The following is a 19,500-nucleotide window of genomic DNA, read 5'->3' as shown; positions in this document are numbered from 1 at the left end:
ACCCCTCTATCGTCATGACAACGCAATCGGTTGCACGACCGGTTGCACAGCAAGCGAAAGAAGGCTCGTTTCGATGACTTCCCAGGTAGGCGACTCTCTGGAGCTCACGGATCGCACCCGCCACGACATCGAATCGATGTCGTCGGGGGATGTGTACAAACTGCTGTCCTGTGCGGTGCAGCCACGTCCTATCGCCTGGATCTCGACGGTCTCCGGCGACGGCGTCCTCAACCTGGCACCGTTCAGCTTCTTCAATGTCGCGTCGCGCAACCCGGCGACGCTGATGATCTCCATCGGTGAACGCATCGGATTCCCCGGAGAGTTCAAGGACACACTGGTCAACATTCGCGACACCGGCGAATTCGTCGTCAACATTCCGTCCGCGGACACCGTGGATGCGGTGACCGCAAGTTTCGCCACCGTCGATGCCGATGTCGACGAGTTCGAGCTCTCGCACATGACCGCAGTGCCGTCGGTGTCCGTCGCGGCCCCGTCGGTGCTCGAATCCCTGGTGTCTCTCGAATGTCGCACGATGCAGGAAATTGCGCTCGGCACGGACACTCTGGTGTTGGGGACCGTCACGGCGGTGACCAGCAGGCCTGGCCTGCTCACCGCCGACCTGCACGTCGATACTCTCGAACACCGTTTCCTCGGCAGACTGGCGGGCCCGTTCTACACCACCGACATGAACCGGGTGGCGCAGTGACTGCCTCGGCCCGTCTGCGCGGTGTCGACACCGAGGCGGTTGTCGACACCTTCGACATCGCTGTGGTGCAGACCGGTTCGCGGGTGGGAGCCTGGCAGCAGAACATCGACGCGGTGCGCTCGGAGGTGCAGGCTCTCGCCGCGGGCGGATCGAAGGTGATCGTTCTGCCCGAATTGTTCGCCAGCGGTTACGATCTCGACAGCATCGACACGATGGCCGAGTCCGTACCCGGTCGAACGTCGACCGCGCTCGGAGCGCTCGCCGCCGAAACCGACACCGTTCTGGTGACGGCCATCGCGTTTCGTGATGCCGACGGAATCGTCTTCGACAGCTCGCTCGTCGTGGGCCCGGGCGGCCTGATCGCTCTGGGACACAAGCGCTTTCTGTGGGACCGAGAGAAATCGGTGTTCACTCCTGGCGCTGAGAGCGGACTGCTGGTCAGCACTCCGTTCGGCACCATCGGCGTCGTGATCTGCTACGAGGCAGGGTTCCCCGAGACGGTCCGCGACCTCGTCCAGCGAGGAGCCGATGTGATCGCCGTACCGTCGGCATTCGGACACGTCCGTTTGCACGTGTGGAAGTTGCTCACCCGTTCCCGAGCACTCGAGAACGGCGTCGTCGTCGCGGCCGCCGGACTCACCGGACAGACCGGCGACGGCCCACGGTTCGCGGGCCACAGCGTCATCGTCGGACCGCAAGGACGCACCATCGTCGAGATGGACGAGAGCGTCGGATCGGTCTCGGCAACAGTGACTCGCCGTGAGTTGCTCGACGCACGCGACGAAATTCCTTATCTGAAAGACCTTGCCCGCCTGGGCGGAATCACCGAGAACGATTCAACCGAGAACCCTCACGAGAGGAACCGAGATGTTCGATCTGCGATCAGCTGATCTCCTGCGCGCGTTCACCCGTCAGCTCGAGCTGTGCAAAGTGCAGCCAGGAGAGCAGGTGGTGATTCTCGCGGAGCCTTCGAGCCGTGGGGATTACGTCTCGGCTGCCTTCGGAGCGGCTCAAAGTTTGGGGGCACAGGTACTTTCGGCCACCGTTCCCGGCGGCAGTCCGGCACCGATGCCGAGCACCCACACCGGTGCGGGCCCCGGTCTTGTGTCGGTCATGAACAGTTCGGTCGCACAGGACATGCTCAAGGGAGCTGATCTCGTGGTCGATCTGACCAGCGAGGGCTTCATTCACGCGCCTATCCAGCAAGAGATCCTGGCCGCCGGAACACGCATCATCTTCGTGTGCGACGCCCCGGACGTGCTTATCAGGAATATGCCGCAGGACGGCGACAAGGAGCGGGTCCAGGCAGGCGTCGATCTGATCCGCAACGGTTCGACCATGCGCATCACCAACGAAGCCGGTACCGATCTCACCGTGCAACTGAGCAATTCGCAGCCCGAGTTCCAGGTGGGCTTCGCCGACGACAAGGGCCGCTGGGATCACTGGCCGTCCACCATGGTGTTGTGTTGGCCGGAGATCTCGAACGGAAAGATCGTGCTGTCCGAGGGCGATATCTTGTTGCCGTTCAAGGAATACGTCCGGGACGAGACGACGCTGACGGTCACCAACGGCCACATCGACGAGGTGACCGGCGGCGGTGAAGCTGCACTGCTCAACATGTTCTTCGCCGACTCCAACGACAAGTGGGCGCGCTACCTGTCCCACATGGGCTGGGGCTTGATGAAGACCGGCGACTGGTTCGCGGCCGCGATGTACGGCAAGGACGACATCATGGGTATGGACGCGCGAGCGTTCGCCGGCAGCTTCCTGTGGTCCACCGGCCCGCACCCTGTACTCGGCCGAGACTCATACGCACACCTCGACATCGGAATGCGCGCCTGCACGGTATCCATCGACGGCATCGACGTCGTCACCGAAGGTCGATTGGTGGAGAACTGACATGGCTCCGATCGAAGTGGTCGTCGCCGGCGGCGGCCTGGGCGGGCTGACCGCAGCGCTTTCGCTGCGGCACAGAGGAATCAAGGTAACGGTACTCGAAGCCGCCGCCGAGCTCGGCGAGGTCGGAGCAGGCATCCAGACCGCACCGAACGCCAGCCGCATTCTCATCGCCCTCGGTATGCGAGAGAAACTCGAAGAGATCAAAACCGAGCCGATGGATCAGGTGCGCAGGCGCTGGGAGAACGGGAAGGTCATCGCGCTCACCGCGCTCGGCGAATACTGCAAGAAGACGTTCAACGCGCCGTACTGGCACTACCACCGCGCAGACCTGCACTCTGCCATTCATGCGCAGTGCCTCGACCCCGACGGCCCCGGCCCGGTTGTAGTGTTCGAGACCGACGCGAAGGTCGTCGAGGTCGACCGCACCGACCCGATGCGGCCCGTCGCAGTCACCGGAGCGGGACGACGGTACGAATCGGATCTGCTCATCGGAGCCGACGGAATCCGCTCGACGGTACGCGATCTCATCGGCCTGCCCGACACGCTGGTGTTCTCCGGCGAAATGGCGTATCGCGCACTCATTCCCGGCGACCGTATCGTCAAGGATCCGGCAACCCGCTGGCTCGTAGATCGCTACCAGAGCACCATCTGGTACGGACCCGACCGTCACCTGGTGCACTACATGATCCGCAACGGCGAGTACCTCAATGTCGTTGCGTTGGCACCGTGTACGGATGAAGTACGTGACGGCGGACCGCGGCTCGTCGGGCCCGAGGAACTGATGGTGACGTTCCCGGACTGGGACGACCGCGCCCACGCGATGCTGTCCAAGGCCGACGAGAACGTGCTGTGCCAGGCGCTCTACTACCGCAGACCCGACCCGCGTTGGACCGACGGCCGCGTCGCGCTGCTGGGCGATGCGTGCCACGCCATGCTGCCGTACCAGGCGCAGGGCGCATCGCAGGCAATGGAAGATGCGGCGGTGCTCGCCGAGGAACTCGCGAAGGTGACCTCGAGCGGAATCGACGACGCGCTGGCGCGCTACGTCTTTCGCCGGGCCCGGCACGCGCGGATGGTGCAGGACGCGAGCCTGCAGAACAAGACCTTCTACCACATACCCGATGGACCCGAGCAGCAGAAGCGGGACGCGACACTGGCGTCGTTCGATGGGGAGTCCGACATCTCGTACGACTGGCTGTGGAGCGGTACACCGCTCGACGACAGCGACGACGAGAAATTCCATTACTCGTTCGTCCGATGACGACCTCGGACCACAACACCGCGCCGGAGGCTGCGATGAAGACTGGTGATCAGGTAGTACAGGAGCTCCCCTGGAAATGGGGAGTGCAGGGCAAGATCTTCATCATCGGCGGGCTGGGTTACATGTTCGACGCCTGGGACGTGGCGCTGAACGGCTTCTTGACCCCCCTGCTCGGAAGTTACTGGGATCTGTCCCAGGCCGAGCGCGGTCTCGTCGCCACCGGCAACCTGATCGGTATGGCCGTCGGAGCCGTCGTGTGGGGAACGATCGCCGACCGCGTCGGGCGAAAACGCGCATTCTCGTTGACGCTGTTGATCTTTGCGCTGTTCTCGGTCCTCGGTGCTTTCGCCCCGAGCTTCGAGATCTTCATCGTTCTGCGGTTCCTCGCAGGATTCGGCCTCGGCGGCTGCATCCCGGTGGACTACGCGTTGGTCAGCGAATTCTCGCCCCGCCGCATTCGCGGCAAGATTCTGTCCGCGATGGACGTCTGGTGGCCGATCGGTGCCACCATCTGCGGCGTCGTGGCAACACTGCTCGTCCCGATCGACGGCGATGTTCGCTGGCGCTACATGCTGTTGTTCATGGTTCTGCCTGCGCTGCTGCTGTTCTGGGTCCGGCGCGGCATCCCGGAGTCGCCGATCTACCTCGCCAAGGTCGGCCGAGACGCCGAGGCCCGCGCCGTCATCGACGACATGGTGACTCGTACCGGATCCGACGCCGTCGAGTACGTCATCGTCGCCGACACCGCTCCGAAGGGTCCGGGTGGAATGAAAGCTGCTCTGACGCAGCTGAAATCGGTGTGGCGCTACAGCCCACGTATCACTGCCGCAGCGTGGATGCTGTTCGTGTCGATCATGCTGCTGTACTACGCCGCGCTGAGTTGGATGCCGTCCATCCTGCGGGCCGAGGGCTACGGGGAATTCGCGGCCTTCGCCGGTACGACGCTCATGACCGGAGTCGGTATCGTCGGTGTGCTCACCTCCGCGTTCATCGTCGAGATCTTCGGACGCAAGTGGGTCATCGGACTGTCCGGACCGATCGCCGGCAGTGCGCTGGTCATGTTCGCCGTCATGCTCGACATTCAATCGGCAGCGCTGATCTGGCTCGGCATCTTCGGATTCGTCATCCAGCTGACCATCCCCGTGCTGTACTGCTACGTCTCGGAGTTGTACCCCACCAATATCCGCGCCTCGGGATTCGGGTACGCCTCCTCGGTCAGTCGGGTGGCGACCGGCTTTGCGCCTCTGCTCTTCGGCTCCGTCATGTGGCCGATCCTGGGTCTGCCGTTGACCTTCGGCATCGTCACCGCGTTCGTGTTGTTCGCGGTGATCTGGATGGCGTACTTCGCACCCGAGACCAAGGGCCGCGAACTCGACACCCTGGTCGACGAACCCACCGAGGTAGTCGCAGGCGAGGCTCGGGTCTGATGAAGCCCGCACAGTTCGACTACCACCGGGCGCGCGATGTCTCGGGTGCAGTGCGCCTGCTGGCCGAGCTGGGCGAGGACGCGAAGATCATCGCCGGAGGCCAGTCCCTGGTTGCCATGATGAACTTCCGCCTCGCCCGGCCCGGGCATCTGGTCGACGTGGGTGGGTTGAACACTCTGAGCTACATCCGCCGAGAATCCGACGGCCTGCACATCGGAGCGCTCACCACCCACCATGACGTCGAATCCGGCGACGTGGGAACAGACTTCGCTGTTCTACGCGATGCCATGCGGTGGGTGGGGCACTACCCGATCCGTACCCGCGGCACCGTCGGTGGCAGCATCGCCCATGCGGACGCCACCGCCGAATGGTGCTTGCTCGCCATCCTGCTGGACGCCCGCATCGTCGTCGAGAGTGTGCGGGGACGGCGCACCGTTGAGGCAGACTCGTTCTTCTTCGGGTACTACTCCACCGATCTTGCGTTCGACGAGATGATCGTCGAGATCGTGTTCCCGAACCCGGCACCGCATGCCGCAGTGACCGAATACGCCGAGCGGCAGGGAGATTTCGCGATCGTGGGCGCAGCAGTGTCCCTCGATCTCGACGGCGTGGCCGTGGTCGGCGGACGCGTCGCCCTTGCGGGGGTCGGCGCGACCCCGATGCGATCGCCCGCAGGAGAAGCCGCGCTCGCCGCCGGTGGAACGTTCGCCGACTGCGCGGACGCCGCAGCCGAAGCACTGGAACTGGAGGACGAGGGCATGTTCACCGCCGAGTACCGCCGCGCCCTGGTGCGCACGTTGGTCGTCGAAGCCTGCAGCGACGCGCTGGTGTCGCAGGGGGTGCCCACGTGAGCGTCGATCAGGTTCTCACGCCGAAATTCGTCGGTACCTCGGTCGCACGCCGGGAAGATCCACGGTTGCTCACCGGCCGTGGCAGATTCGTCGACGACATCGCGATGCCGGGCATGCTGCACGCGCAGTTCGTCCGCAGCACCGTCGCGGCCGGAGCCATCACCGGTCTCGACGTCGGTGATGTCGCCGGAGTCGAGGGAGTGCGCGGTGTGTTCACCGCGGCGGACCTGGACTTGAGGCCGATCCGAGCCGAATTGTCCCGTCCTCTGACCGAATTCGTGCCCACCGACATGCCCGTGCTGGCGCACGACGTCGTGCGCTATGTCGGTGAGCCGCTGGCCATCGTCGTCGCCGCCGACGCCTACAGCGTCGAGGACGGACTCGAAGCGGCACGAGTGTCGTACCGGACTGTCGCCGCTGTCACCTCCGCAGATCAGGCCATGTCCGAGGGCATGCCGCTGGTTCACGATTCGGTTCCGAACAACACCGTCGTGGACGTGCAGATGTTTGCCACCGACGGCATCGACGAGATATTCGACGACGCGCACACCGTGGTGTCCGTGCAGTCCAGAACCGGACGTCAGAACGCACTGCCTCTCGAGACCCGCGGATGCATCGCGTACTGGGACGACCGCGACGAGCAATTGATCGTCTACATCTGCACGCAGGTCCCACACCAGGTTCGCACCGTCACCGCGCTCTGCCTCGGACTCGACGAGCGCCAGGTGCGCGTCGTGGTACCCGACATGGGCGGCGGCTTCGGGCAGAAGTGCGTCGTCGGTCGCGAGGAAATTGCAGTCGCCGCGGCAGCGTTGAAGCTCCGTCGTCCCGTGAAATGGATCGAGGACCGCAAGGACGCACTGACGGCCTCGTTCCTGGCGCGCGAACAGCAGTACGACGTGCGGGCAGCGTTCGACTCCGAGGGACACATATTGGGCCTGGACGCGGATGTCGTGTGCGACATGGGCGCGTACTCCTGCTACCCGTTCACCGCGGGTATCGAGCCGCTCATGGCGTCGGCGGAAATGCCAGGGGTGTACCAGGTTCCGGCGTACCGGGTACGAGGGCGCTCGGTGTTCAGCAACAAGGCACCGACCGCGCCGTACCGCGGAGTGTCACGCCCGCAGTACGTGATGGTGATGGAGCGGCTGTTCGAGCGAGCGGCTCGCGAACTGGCGCTCGATGCGGTGGAGATCAGACGCCGCAACGTCATCACGGCCTTCCCGTACACCGGCGTCAACAACATCACCTACGACCCGGGCTCGTACCTCGAGGCCCTGAACCTGTGCGAGCAGACGCTGCGGGACGGCGGTTGGTACGACCTTCAGGAGCGGGCGACCGCAGATGGTCGACACGTCGGCATCGGATACTCCTGCTTCAGCGAGCGAACAGGTTACGGAAGTAGCGCGTTCGCCGCCCGCAAGATGAACGTGGTGCCGGGGTTCGACATCTCGGAGGTCAGGATGGATACTTCCGGCACCGTCGTCGTGACGACCGGAACGATGAGCCACGGGCAGAGTCACGAGACCACCATGGCGCAGATCGTCGCAGATCGTCTCGGCATCGGCGTCGAACAGGTGAAGATCGTGCAGGGCGACACCGACCGCATCACGTACGGCTTCGGGTCGTTCGCCTCCCGCTCGATCACCATCGGCGGCAGTGCGGTGGCGTTGGCGTCGAACAAGCTGGGAGACAAACTGTGTGAGATCGCGGCGCACCTGCTGGAGACACGTGACGACAACGTCGAGCTGGCCTCCGGGCGCGTCCGTCAGCGCGACGACCACTCGAAGTACGTCACCTACCGGGACATCGCCGACGTCGCGTATCTGAAGGCGCAACTGCTACCGAAGGGCGTCGAACCCGGACTGTCCGCGACGGCCAGCTTCGACGTGTTCAACGACGGCACGTTCTCCAACGCCACACACGGCGTCGTCGTCGAATTACACGAGGGCACCGGGCAAGTGGAGATCCTGAAGTACGTGTGCGTCGAGGATTGCGGGGTGGCCATCAATCCGAAAATCGTCGAGGGCCAGTGTCGCGGCGGGATCGCCCAGGGTATCGCGGGCGCGTTGTTCGAGCAGGTCTCGTACGACGATCATGGAAACCCACTGTGCGCCAGCTTCATCGACTACAAGGTGCCCACCGCGTGCGAAATTCCAGACATCGAGATCCACCACCTCGAAACTCCCTGCCTGTTCACCGAATCCGGGGCCAAAGGAGCCGGTGAGGGTGGAACTATCGGCGCACCGGCCGCGGTGCTCAACGCGGTCAACGACGGACTGCGTTCCACCGGAGTCGAACTGAACGACACACCGATCACTCCCGTTGCTGTACATGCGGCGCTGGCGAAGGGAAGGCCATGAGCAACAAGCAACTGATCGAACTGACCGTCAACGGTACCGAGCACGAGGTGATCACCCAACCACGCCGCACCCTGGTCGACGTACTACGGCACGACCTGCAGTTGACCGGAACTCACGTGGGTTGCGAGCACGGCGTCTGCGGGGCCTGCACTGTCCTGATCGACGGCAAGCCGGCGCGCGCATGCTTGACGTTTGCCGCGCAGGTGGAGAACTCCGAGATTCGGACCGTCGAATCACTGAGCATCGACGGCGAATTGAACGATCTGCAACAAGCGTTCGCGGACCACCACGGACTGCAGTGCGGATTCTGTACGCCGGGATTCCTGATGCTGGCCGAGGGATATCTTGCCGACAATCCCGATGCCACCAAGGAACAGATCCGCGAGGTGGTTGCCTCGAACTATTGCCGTTGCACCGGATACCAGACCATCGTCGAGGCCATCGACTCGTGCGCCGAACAGCGCCGCTGCGTCGGCTGCGCGAAAGGAGTTTCCCAGTGATACTGACCAACACCCTCGACATCGACGCGTCCGCGGACGACGTTTTCAGGCTGATCAACGACGTCGAGAAAGTGGCGACCTGTGTACCAGGGGCCGCAATCACCGGCAAGGACGGTGAGACGTTCCTCGGCGGAGTCAAGGTCAAGGTCGGGCCGATCAGCGCGTCGTACGCCGGCACGATTCGGTTCCTCGAAGTCGACGCCGAGACCCGCACGCTCACACTCGAAGCCAAGGGTGCGGACTCGCACGGAAACGGCGATGCCGAGGCTCAGGTCGATCTCGCGGTCGAGTCGATCGGTGACCGTTCGCGGTTGACCCTGAACACCGATCTGGTGATCAGCGGCAAGATCGTCTCGTTCGGCAAGGGCGCGATCGTGGCGGTGTCGAACAAGGTGTTGCAACAGTTCGCCGTCAATCTCGGTGCGTTGCTCAGTGGTTCGGCTACGGCCGATCCCACCGCGCCTGCAGCAGTGAAGACCGCTGTTCCGAGTCCGATGGGCGGCGAATTGAATGCGATGTCTCTGATGCCCGAACCGGTGCGCAAGTACGCACCGGTCGCGGGGATCTTTCTCGCCGGAATGGTCGAGGGCTGGTTGGTCTCCAGAGCCTTCGGACGTCGGTAGGTTCGCGATGCTCGACTTCGCCGGCACACTGCACGATTGGTTCGTAGACGGACGACCGTTCGGTGTGGCCACTGTCGTAGCGACCTCAGGCAGCGCGGTGCGGGACGTCGGTGCGGTCATGGCCGTCGACGCCGGTGGTACCGCTCTCGGCGGGGTGTCCGGCGGATGCGTCGAAGGTGCAGTGTTCGATGCGGCAGTGTCGGCGGCGACGGGTGGACTCGTCGACCGCCTGAGGTTCGGCGTCGCGGCCGACGACCCGTTCGCCATAGGCCTCACCTGCGGCGGAACGGTCGACGTTGTGGTCGACAGGGTCGATCGAGACAGTCGCCCGCACTACGCAGAACTGTTGGCGCGAATAACATCGCGATCGTCGGTTGCCGAGGTCACGGTCGCCTCCGGTGCTGCGGGCGGACACCTCGTGGTGACTGCCGACGGTTCGTCCGGCTCCATCGGACACCCGGTGCTCGATGAGCGAGCTGTATCGCTCGCTCGGGTGATGTTGTCGGACGGCGCAAGTGGACTGCGGGAAATCGACGTCGACGACGACATCGTCGAGGTCTTCGTGCGATCGTTTCGGGCCCCACCGCTCCTGATCGTCTTCGGCGCGCTCGATCTCGCCGACGCCGTCGCCCACGCAGCAACCATCGTGGGCTACCGCACCGTGGTGTGTGATGCCCGGCCGATATTCGCTACGGAGGAGCGCTTTCCGCACGCCGACGAGGTTGTCGTGGCGTGGCCGCACGAGTATCTGACGGCCCAGTGGGACAAGGGGTCGATCGACGACACCACCGCCCTGTGCGTGCTCACACACGATGCGAAGTTCGATGTCCCGTTGCTCGACGTCGCAGTGCGCACCCCTGCCGGTTACATCGGTGTGTTGGGCAGCCGCCGAACGCACGAGGACCGACGTGAACGTCTTGTCGACAGAGGTGTCGGAGAGGACGCGTTCGCGCGGTTGTCGTCGCCCGTCGGTCTCGACATCGGCGGACGCACCCCTGGGGAGACCGCACTGTCGATCGTCGCCGAAATGGTTGCGGTGTCCAACGGGCGATCGGGCGGGCGTTTGCGTGACGGCACCGGTCCGTTGCACGGCAGCGCCGACCGTGGCAGCGAGGCTCAGCGTGGCGCGGTCAACTGCGATACGCGCACTGCGCCGGCAGTTCCCAGCACCAGCACGCCGGTCGCGATGGCGAAGGCGATCGCGTACGAATCGCCGATTGCGGGCGCAACCACCAATGGACCCACCACTTGTCCGACGCCGTAGACGGTAGTCAGTGTCGCCGCGGTACGGCCGATGGGAAGTGATTGCGCTGTGCTCATCGTCAGCATCGTGATGCCCATGAACGTTCCCCCGAACAACAACGCTGAACATACGGCGGCAAGGGTGTTCCCGGTCAGTGCGGGAAGTACTGCGGCAACGGACTGTAAGGCGAACGCTGCTACCAGAGCTTCGCGCAGGCTGGTTCGGCGTGCCACCCCTTGCCACAGCACCGTCGCCGGCACCGCAGCCAATCCCACGACGATCCACACCGCTGGACCCACCGACGTGCTGCCGTGGCCACCGACCGCTGCCACGAGAAACGTGCCGACGACGATGTACCCGAGGCCCTCGAGGAAGTACGCGACGAGCAATGTCCGCCACACCGCGCGGGTTCCGGCGTTCACCTCGCCCGCCTCGGACCGCCCTGCAGGCTCGGGGTGTACCCGAAGCGTCCATGCCGGGGCGACGAGCACCGCAGTCAGTATCGCCGAGCACAACCACAGCGCCTCCCACGACAGATGTGGCCCGGCGAGCAACGTCAGAATGCCCGACGCTGCAATACCTGCACCGACGCCGCCGAACGCGATTCCTGGTGACGCACCGTCGGCTCTGTGCTTGGTGACGGTGCTCGCGCAGGCGATGAACACCGCGGCACTCGCCAGGCCGGCCAGGAACCGCAGCGCCGAAAACGTTGCGGTGGAATGCACTGCAGCCATCGCCATTTCGCTTGCGATGAGCACGAGCGTCCACAGCCTGAACGACGTCGTCGTATTGATCGACGGGCGCACCGACAACACGATCGCGCCGACGAGGTAGCCGGCATAGTTCGCGGTTGCGATGACGGCACCGCTGCTCGGGGTCACCTCCGCCGCGTCGACCATGATCGGTAGCAGCGGCGTGAACACGAATCGCCCGACGCCCATCGCGGCCGCGAGTCCGGCCGCGGCAGCGAACGATAATCGACGGCCGTTCATTGCGATCGCCCTCCTAAGTCGTTAGCCGCGCCAACGGTACGCGTTGGATCCCCGTCTCATCGAACCGAGCAGCAGGGAACCGATCGCACCACCGGTGCGTCCAATACCTGATACCGACTGTGGGGGACGCATGAGTGAGACGAAGTACACCGACGCAGAACGACCTATCTGGGTCCCGTACTGGCCGAACACGTTGGGCCGCCTGTGGCAGGCCGTCATCGCGATTGTCGCGGTGGTAGCCATTGCGATCTATCGCGGACGGCTCGAGGTGCAAGGAAGCGACAATGGGCACACGATCGGATCGATCGCTCTACTTGCCCTCATGGCTTGCGTTTGGATCGGCATCAACGACAACGTGATTCGATGGGGAATCCCCGTCCGATTCGTTCGGCGCGTCGAGGACCACGCGCTCGGTAGCGGCGTCTGCATTCCGCCTCGGACCGCCAAGCTCTGGTCGATCACGGTCGCGTCCATTTCGGTGTCAGGAATGGGGGTCGCCCTGTCGAAGAGTGACGTGTTCGGCGCGGCCGGTATGCCGATTGCTGGAATTGCCATCGTTGTACTGGTGGCGACGCTCGGCTTCCGCAGCAGCGTCGAACTGTGTTTGTTCGCGGACGGATTTATCAGACGCAGACGGTCGTGCATGTTCTTCTTTCCGCGCACTCACGACATCCTCGTGCGCTGGGACGATGTGGAGCACTACGAGGCCTCGACGTACCGAACGTCAGAGAAGCGGGGGAGTGGGTTCACCGAGCCCGTACTGTACGTCCGAGCGACTGGGCTCGATATCGAGCGTCCCCGCGACCGGCTGGATCAACCGGACCGGATGGCGATTCGCATCCATTTGCTCGCAGCCGAGCCGAATGCCGTTCTGGCATTGATGAAGTGGTGCACCGACGGCCCGGTCAACCGGATTCGCATGACCGGCTACGACTCACCCGACCTGCTGGTGCCACCACCGCTTCGTGAGCGACTGGAACTGTCGCGGTCCTAGCTTCGGCACGGAACCGACAACGGGCTCGCTGCGTCAAACCCGATGACGCCGATTCACCGGGCGTCGATACGGTGCGACTCGGGGGAGCGTCATGACAGTGAATGTGGATCCAGTGATCCTGCGGCAGTTCTCGAATGTGCTGTCGGGAACGGGGGAGGTGATCGCCGAGTTGGACACCCTCGCCCCGTTCCGAGCATCCGAGAATGCGCTGCAGGGTACCGACTTTCGCACTGCGTGTGCGGCAGCGTCCGCAGCGGCTGCGGGAGCTGTTGCCGCTCTGGCAGGCCGAGCCGAATGCGTTGCGGACATCGCCCGTGGTGTCGCGCAGAACTACGAGATCACCGACGACGACCTTGCCCGCCGCCTCGCTGCGATGGACCAGCCGAAATGACCCCGACCGTGCCGCACGTCGCCGGCTGGGAGCCGCAGTCGATGCGCAAGACGATGATCGAACTGGCCGAGATAGTCGAACGCGTCAACGGCCAACGAACCGGGGTCTTGGAAGAGCAGGACACACTGGCCGAGACGTGGACCGGCGAGGCGGCACGCGCCGCAGCCGATCGCGTGGTGGCCGAATGCTCCCGGATGAGCTCCGTCTGCAGTGAAATCGACTCGCTCGGAGCTGCATTCGAAGGTGCGGCCGACATCGTCGAGGCCGCCCAAGCGCACGTGCGGGCTCAGGTGTCGGCGGCTACGACGAGCGGGTTCGCGGTACGGGCCGACGGTGTGGTGAATCCCGAAGGGATGATCGCGCTGATTCCCGACAGCCTGGGTGACGAGAAGACGCGTCGAGCCGACGAACTGCGTTCTGCAGCAAATCAATTGACCGAGGACATCCAGAGTGCTCTGCGCCAGGCCGAGAGTGTCGCTCTCGACGCTGCGCAGCAGCTGGCCGAGCCCACCGAGGTGCTGACGGCGCTCGCCCTCGACAATCCCACCGGAAAGTTCGTCGAGAACCCGGACGGGTCGTTCTCCTGGATGCCGGACTGGCCGTCGACCATCGCGGCGTCGGTCGTCGGAGGCATGGCCGCCGTGACAAGGCGGGCGCTGGAAATACCCGGTGTCGAATCCGTCGACGACGTTGCCAAGAACATCGGACGCGGGCTCGGGGTCTTCGGAGTCGTTGCGGGTGCGATTCCCGGAATTGCGGGAAAAATCGACGAGGGCGTGAATCCGGCCGAGGCCGTGATCGTCGAGGCGACGCCGATAGTCGCGGGAGCAATTACGACCTGGGCGTTCGGAGCCGTGGGTGGCATGGCGGGTTCCATTTTTCCGGGGCCCGGCACGGTGGCCGGCGCTGCTGCCGGGATCGCACTGGGCCAAGTCGTCAGCTACGGGGTGGAGAAGTTGTTCGAGGCGGCAGGAAAATGAGCGAGATCAGAGACGATCGCACGCCCCGGACCGAGGACGTGCTGCGTAAGAGCCTGGTAGCGCAGAAATATCCATTGTGGGTGCGGACGTGGCGCAGTGTTCACCTGGGTTGGCTGGTAGCTCTCGGGGTTTCGTCTGCAGTCCTTGCCGCGACGATCGTGGCTCCGGTTCTCCTGTTCGGGACGCTTTCCGGGGAGACCGTTCTCCTCGTGTCGCCGCTGGTGCTCGCGGTGCTGATATCGCTCACAGCGGCCGTGGTGTTGTCCGGCATCGGGTCTGCGCGGCTGTCGCTGTTCGTGCGACCGGTGACTGTCGCCGGAGTCGGCCGAGGCGTGGCAGTGCCAGGGCGGGGGACTGTGTTGTATCGCAGCGGCATACTCGCATTCGCGTTGGTGTCCGGCCTGTCCTACATCCACTGGGGAGGAGACGCACGGGTAAGTACAACGCGTCACGACCTGAGCGTCGTAGTCATGTCGCACTTCGGCGCTCCGATATGTCTGCTGTTTTTCGCACTGAGTGTGCTCGTCGTCAACCGGACCCGAATTTCACTGCATCCCGATGGCCTCGTGGAGGAGATCTATCGGCGCCGCGGATGGAAGGCCACCACTGCAATCACGGTTGTCCCGTGGGACGGGATCGTCGAGCTGCAGCCGCAGACGCATCCGAATCCTGCGGTGTCGCATTCACATTGGTACCCCACCATCCGAGTCGTGTATCGCGACCCTGCCGGTGGAACGGATCAGGTGCTGGTCCTGATGGCGTGCGAGAAGAAGGTCGAGCCCAACGCGCTGCTGTCCGTACTGCAGTGGTGTCGGGACAATCCCTGGGGCCGTGCGCAGCTTGCCCACGACGACGCGCGAGAGCTACTGCGCCAGCCTCGATTCCTCGATCGCATCGAAGCAGACCGAGCGGCGTCGATGTCGGGTCGACGGGACGTCCGGTGACAACTCAGGAGCAATCGATGCAGAGCGTTCTGCAACAGCAGGATGTCGAGCTCGTGCCCGTACATCTCGACGAATGCGCAAGGTTCGGTCTGGAGCTCCCCGCGCTGCCGGGGTGGGATCTCGTTCCTGCGCATCTGTTTCCGCACGCCACCGCGGTGCTGTGTTCTCCGACAGATGCGGTCGACGGGTTCGTTCCCAACGCGGCAGTCTTGACCGGAAAGTTGACGCGGTCACTCGATCCGCAGACCCTGCTGGCTTGTGGGCTCGGCGACTCTCGGGCACTTCCGGAATGGATCGACGTCAGCTACGACCGTGAACCGTTCTGCGGTCTACCGTCCGTTTCGATTGCGGGTCGGTACGACTGGGACGGTCGGACGCTGTTCGCTCGGACTAGGTATGTCGTGGTCCACCACATCGTCGATCAGTACCTCGTCCAATTGACGGTCACCTTGCCGGAACGGGTCAGGTCTCGATTGGCTTGGGCAGCAGACGAATTCGTGGACGAGGTTCGTATCGGGAGAAACTAGGTCGTAGGCAGCCTGCGCAGTTCCTCAGCAACGTCATCCGTCGTGCAGATGGATTCGACGATGCCTTCGAGCTCTGCTGCATCCTCTTCTCCCACCAGGCGGGCAATTTTGGCTCTGATCCCGCCGTAATTCATCGGGAAGTGGTCGACATCTCCGACGGGATTCGGGGTCGAGGCAGACATGGCAGTTCCATCTCGGAATTCGATCGTCACCTCGGCAGCCCGGCGCTCGGGTAGAAGCTCATCGAACTCGCCGGCCGAGGAGATATCGACCCGGGCGCTGAATTGTTGCGCGCGAGAGAAAGTGGGACCATCCGGATCGAGCGCGTCGACGTCGATCGCGTCGGACAAGAACGCAGCAGCGACGACGAACGGTAGCGAGAACATCGCGCCGAGGCGAGTGCTCGGATTGCGTTGGAACAGCGGCTCCGCCAGTGAATGTGTACGCACGACGACCCTTGCGATGTCGTCGGCTGACCAGTCGGCATGGCTGCGCAGACTCTGCACGGTGTCGATGGCGGCATGTGTGTAGGAGCAACTCGCATGCTGCTTGGAATAACCTTCGAGAGTCAGCCATCGCTCACCGAGATTCTCGGTGAGCTTCGCCAGATCCAGCGTGCCGATGATCGAGCCCAGTGAATGCTCGATCGCACCGGTGTTGCCCACCACACCCGCACTGGCCAGTCGTGCGGCGTTCGTACCGGCCCGCGCCGCACCGCCGATCCAGAGGTTGCGTGCAAAGTTACCGTCGAGCACCACAGCCCACGGCGCTACCTGCACCAACGCCGCGGACGAATCGATCGCTGCAGCAATGGCATCGCGGTCGCATCCGTGAACGACGGCGGCCGCAGTCGCCGCACCGGTCGCACCCCAATGCCCGTGGGTGTGCCATGCACTGTTCCGCGTCAGCGCATAGCCGAACCTGGCCGCCACTTCGTATCCGGCGACAACGGCGGTGAGGAAGGTGGGACCGGAGATCCGCTGGGGTGCACGTCGCGCTGCTGCAATCGCTGCAGGCACCACGTGCGCGGCGGGGTGTCCAGCGGCGTACTTGTTGCCTTCGTCGAGTTCGAGGCAGCACGAGGCAATAGCGTCGAGTTCGGCAGCCGATTCGACCGTGGTGCCGTGGGGTCCGCCGAGCGGGTGCGTCGAGCCGGGCTCGGCGTTCCAGTGGGCGCGTACTCGTGTCATCTCTGTGGTGCGCGCCCCGGCGAGTGTCACGCCCAGCAGGTCCAACAGAACGAGCCGTGCGCGCTCGACGAGGTTGTCCGGCAGGGGCCGGCCGCGAAGTATGTCGACTGCTTGGGCGAGCCGCGCGACGGAGGCGACGTGTTCCGTTGAACGAAACGACAATGAACCGTCCATCGGTGAAGGTTAGAAGCAGATGGCTCTGATCGTCAATGACACAACTGATATTGCCTGGACTGTTACTCTGATTACATCGCTTAGCCGTGAACTGGGTCGCTCCACAATGTTCCGCTTGGCGAAACGAATGCATTGCTGACGTGATCGGCGCGCTCAGCGAGTAGAAGGAGACAATCAATGTCCGATCAACTCCTCGATGCCGTCCAGCAGGGCGTGCACACGGTGGATCTCGGGAGACAATTGCGAGTGGGAATGCCGCAGTCGCCCAATCACCCGCAGTTCTGGCACACGCTGCCGCGCAGACACGGGGACATGACACGGTCGGACGGCGGTAGTGCAGCCAACGACATGATCACGACGGGTACCCACGTCGGAACCCACATCGACGCGCTTGCGCACGTGAGTCACAACGGGAAACTGCACGGCGGTGCCGACGCGGGCCAGTCCTGCCTCGGTGGAAAGTACGTGGAGCACGGCGTGCACACCATCGCACCGATGATCCGGCGCGGTGTACTGCTGGACATCCCCAGGCTTCTCGGTGTCGGTCGCTGCGACGGAGGTTACGAGATCACGGTCGACGATCTCGAATCTGCCTGCGCTGCACAGTCGGTCGAGATCGGTACCGGCGACGTAGTGCTGATTCGCAGCGGCTGGGGTCAGCTCTTCGACGAAGGCCTGCCCTACGTCGGAGGCCCTTCCGGCGTGCCGGGGGTCAGCGAAGCCGGGGCTCAGTGGCTCGCTGCCCTGCAGGTGCACGCGGCTGGTGCCGACACCATCGCGTTCGAACGACTCGCCCCCGGCGGAGGTCACGCTCTCCTGCCCGCACACCGAGTGCTGTTGGTGGAGAGCGGAATCTACATCATCGAAGCGTTGGACCTCGAAGAATTGTCGCGTCAGGAGATCTTCGAGTTCACGTTCCTGCTGGTGCCGCTGAACATCTTCGGTGCAACCGGCTCGCCGGTTCGCCCTCTGGCGGTGACGTCCGCATGAGTGAACTCACCCTCGCGCAGCAGGTGGCGCGGTTCGCTGTGAACACGCGATACGAGGATCTGCCGGAAGATGTGGTGGCCTCGGTCGGTATGCGCGTTCTCGATACCCTCGGAATCGCGGTCGCGGCCACGGACCTCGATACCAGCCGCGCCGCCATCGCATGGGCGTGCGAACAGGGTGGCACTGCGACGGCGACAGCCATCGGAGTCGACGTCGCGCTACCGCCCATGCTCGCCGCATTCGTCAACGGGGTGCTCGCGCACTCCTTGGACTTCGACGACACACATCTGCCCTCTATCCTGCATCCGAGCGCCAGCGTGGTTCCCGCTGCCTTGGCTGCTGCCCAGGAACACGGTGCCGACGGCCGCGCCCTGGTGCGCGGCATCGCAATCGGCCTCGAGGTCTGCGTTCGGCTCGGCATGGCAGGCTTCGACCCGGACGCCAAGAACTCGGTGTTCTTCGAGCACGGCCAACACGCAACCTCCATTTGCGGCGCGATGGGTGGTGCCGTAGCGGCTGCCGTCATCGGGGGTGCTTCCGAGACCGGGATCGTCGACACCATGGGCATTGCGGCGTCGATGGCATCGGGCATCATCGAAGCCAACCGCACCGGCGGAACCGTCAAGCGCATGCACTGCGGGTGGGCCGCACATTCCGCACTGTCGGCCGCGGGACTGTCCCGGCACGGGATCACCGGCCCGCCGACGGTCCTGGAGGGCCGGTTCGGGTTCTTCCAAGCCTGGTTGCACGAACCGGGCCGGGCAAACGAAATAGTCGCCGGCCTCGGTACCGAGTGGGCGGTTCCGGCCATATTCTTCAAGCCGTATCCGGCCAACCACTTCACCCACGCCGCCATCGACGCAGGGGCTGCGCTCCGCAAGCGCGGAATCATGTTGGAGGACATCGGCACATTGGAGCTGGGTGTCCCGGCCGCGAACCTGCGCACGATCGGTGAACCCATCGAGGTCAAGCGCACTCCTGCAACCGGTTATATGGCTCAGTTCAGTGGCCCGTACGCCGTGGTCGTCGGACTGCTGGGCGGTGGGGGACTCGGTGCCGCTCTCGAGGACTACTCCGACGAGTTGGCCAACGATCCGCAGCGGCGAGAGTTGATGGCAAAGATCTCGGTGGTGCCGGATTCACGGTGCGACGCCATTTTCCCCCATCAGTTCCCGGCGGTCCTGACGGCCACGATGACGGACGGTTCCGTACTCGTCGAAGAAGTCCTGACGACTCGCGGTGGTCCGGAAAGGCCGCTGTCGTTCGAGGAGGTGTCGGCCAAGTTCACCAGCAACGCGCAACAGTTCCTGAGCGAGCCCGAGCTCGGTGCGTTGGCCGGTCGTTGCCATGGACTCGGCGACTTGTCGAGCATCACCGAACTGCTTGCGCCCCTGACGGTATCGAAGAACCAGTAGAAGCGCTGCACCGCCCAGTTCTCGGCTGGG

At 64.3% G+C, this 19,500-nt stretch carries 18 protein-coding genes and 1 pseudogene; 17 read left to right on the top strand and 2 right to left on the bottom strand.

Annotated elements, in window-relative coordinates; translation table 11 throughout:
* Nucleotides 1–73: 73 nt before the first annotated feature.
* From CH278_RS26270 to CH278_RS26225, 10 genes and pseudogenes are all read left to right on the top strand, one after another.
* The gene (locus CH278_RS26270) at nt 74–706 is read left to right on the top strand and encodes a flavin reductase family protein (RefSeq protein WP_081701649.1); all 633 of its coding nucleotides are present in this window, start codon (nt 74–76) and stop codon (nt 704–706) included.
* Nucleotides 703–1,596 carry a carbon-nitrogen hydrolase family protein gene (locus CH278_RS26265; RefSeq protein ID WP_051365238.1) on the top strand — a complete coding sequence of 298 codons (894 nt, stop codon included), beginning with the start codon at nt 703–705 and terminating at the stop codon, nt 1,594–1,596. Before CH278_RS26270 ends, CH278_RS26265 begins: the two co-directional genes overlap by 4 nt.
* Nucleotides 1,574–2,605 carry a hypothetical protein gene (locus tag CH278_RS26260; RefSeq protein ID WP_027497879.1) on the top strand — a complete coding sequence of 344 codons (1,032 nt, stop codon included), beginning with the start codon at nt 1,574–1,576 and terminating at the stop codon, nt 2,603–2,605. Before CH278_RS26265 ends, CH278_RS26260 begins: the two co-directional genes overlap by 23 nt.
* 1 nt (nt 2,606) lies before the next feature.
* The gene (locus CH278_RS26255; protein WP_094623280.1) at nt 2,607–3,866 is read left to right on the top strand and encodes an FAD-dependent monooxygenase; all 1,260 of its coding nucleotides are present in this window, start codon (nt 2,607–2,609) and stop codon (nt 3,864–3,866) included.
* Nucleotides 3,863–5,293, top strand: a complete 1,431-nt coding sequence (locus CH278_RS26250) for an MFS transporter (RefSeq protein WP_256991832.1) — start codon at nt 3,863–3,865, stop codon at nt 5,291–5,293. Before CH278_RS26255 ends, CH278_RS26250 begins: the two co-directional genes overlap by 4 nt.
* The gene (locus CH278_RS26245; protein ID WP_027497876.1) at nt 5,293–6,144 is read left to right on the top strand and encodes an FAD binding domain-containing protein; all 852 of its coding nucleotides are present in this window, start codon (nt 5,293–5,295) and stop codon (nt 6,142–6,144) included. Before CH278_RS26250 ends, CH278_RS26245 begins: the two co-directional genes overlap by 1 nt.
* Nucleotides 6,141–8,507, top strand: coding sequence for a xanthine dehydrogenase family protein molybdopterin-binding subunit (locus CH278_RS26240; RefSeq protein WP_256991831.1), 2,367 nt, complete (start codon nt 6,141–6,143; stop codon nt 8,505–8,507). Before CH278_RS26245 ends, CH278_RS26240 begins: the two co-directional genes overlap by 4 nt.
* The gene (locus tag CH278_RS26235; RefSeq protein WP_032364275.1) at nt 8,504–9,007 is read left to right on the top strand and encodes a (2Fe-2S)-binding protein; all 504 of its coding nucleotides are present in this window, start codon (nt 8,504–8,506) and stop codon (nt 9,005–9,007) included. Before CH278_RS26240 ends, CH278_RS26235 begins: the two co-directional genes overlap by 4 nt.
* A complete protein-coding gene (locus CH278_RS26230; protein WP_027497873.1) occupies nt 9,004–9,630 on the top strand; it encodes an SRPBCC family protein in 627 nt (208 codons plus the stop codon). Before CH278_RS26235 ends, CH278_RS26230 begins: the two co-directional genes overlap by 4 nt.
* A 7-nt stretch (nt 9,631–9,637) precedes the next feature.
* Nucleotides 9,638–10,648 (top strand): annotated as a pseudogene (locus CH278_RS26225) (XdhC family protein); the annotation flags it as partial.
* 98 nt (nt 10,649–10,746) lie between these two features.
* On the opposite strand, the gene CH278_RS26220 reads toward CH278_RS26225, so the two are convergent.
* Nucleotides 10,747–11,865, bottom strand: a complete 1,119-nt coding sequence (locus CH278_RS26220; RefSeq protein WP_094623279.1) for a YbfB/YjiJ family MFS transporter — start codon at nt 11,863–11,865, stop codon at nt 10,747–10,749.
* A 130-nt stretch (nt 11,866–11,995) separates the two neighbouring features.
* Between CH278_RS26220 and CH278_RS26215 the strand changes: the two genes are divergently transcribed.
* The 5 genes from CH278_RS26215 to CH278_RS27730 all read left to right on the top strand — a co-directional run bounded on the left by CH278_RS26215 (nt 11,996) and on the right by CH278_RS27730 (nt 15,701).
* On the top strand, nt 11,996–12,859 hold the full coding sequence (locus CH278_RS26215; RefSeq protein WP_094623278.1) for a hypothetical protein: 864 nt from the start codon (nt 11,996–11,998) through the stop codon (nt 12,857–12,859).
* Between the two features lie 91 nt (nt 12,860–12,950).
* Entirely contained in the window at nt 12,951–13,250 is a 300-nt protein-coding gene (locus CH278_RS26210; protein WP_094623277.1) for a type VII secretion target, read from the top strand.
* Nucleotides 13,247–14,230, top strand: coding sequence for a hypothetical protein (locus tag CH278_RS26205; RefSeq protein WP_094623276.1), 984 nt, complete (start codon nt 13,247–13,249; stop codon nt 14,228–14,230). The genes CH278_RS26210 and CH278_RS26205 overlap by 4 nt, the downstream gene beginning before the upstream one ends.
* On the top strand, nt 14,227–15,174 hold the full coding sequence (locus CH278_RS27735) for a hypothetical protein (protein WP_179274417.1): 948 nt from the start codon (nt 14,227–14,229) through the stop codon (nt 15,172–15,174). The genes CH278_RS26205 and CH278_RS27735 overlap by 4 nt, the downstream gene beginning before the upstream one ends.
* A gap of 17 nt (nt 15,175–15,191) precedes the next feature.
* Nucleotides 15,192–15,701 (top strand): LpqN/LpqT family lipoprotein, encoded by a 510-nt coding sequence (locus tag CH278_RS27730; protein ID WP_179274416.1) that lies wholly within the window; start codon nt 15,192–15,194, stop codon nt 15,699–15,701.
* Here CH278_RS27730 and CH278_RS26195 read toward each other — a convergent pair.
* Nucleotides 15,698–17,065 carry an MmgE/PrpD family protein gene (locus CH278_RS26195; RefSeq protein WP_094623274.1) on the bottom strand — a complete coding sequence of 456 codons (1,368 nt, stop codon included), beginning with the start codon at nt 17,063–17,065 and terminating at the stop codon, nt 15,698–15,700. The genes CH278_RS27730 and CH278_RS26195 overlap by 4 nt on opposite strands.
* Nucleotides 17,066–17,242: 177 nt before the next feature.
* Here CH278_RS26195 and CH278_RS26190 point away from each other — a divergent pair, with 177 nt between their 5' ends.
* Both CH278_RS26190 and CH278_RS26185 read left to right on the top strand, forming a co-directional pair.
* Complete coding sequence (locus tag CH278_RS26190; protein WP_027497869.1) at nt 17,243–18,055, top strand: cyclase family protein; 813 nt, start codon at nt 17,243–17,245, stop codon at nt 18,053–18,055.
* Nucleotides 18,052–19,470 (top strand): MmgE/PrpD family protein, encoded by a 1,419-nt coding sequence (locus tag CH278_RS26185; RefSeq protein ID WP_094623273.1) that lies wholly within the window; start codon nt 18,052–18,054, stop codon nt 19,468–19,470. The genes CH278_RS26190 and CH278_RS26185 overlap by 4 nt, the downstream gene beginning before the upstream one ends.
* Nucleotides 19,471–19,500 lie beyond the last annotated feature (30 nt).

The organism is Rhodococcus sp. 05-2254-5 (assembly GCF_002258575.1).
GTDB classification, from domain to species: Bacteria; Actinomycetota; Actinomycetes; order Mycobacteriales; family Mycobacteriaceae; genus Rhodococcoides; species Rhodococcoides fascians.
This window is presented reverse-complemented; position numbering and strand designations above follow the sequence as displayed.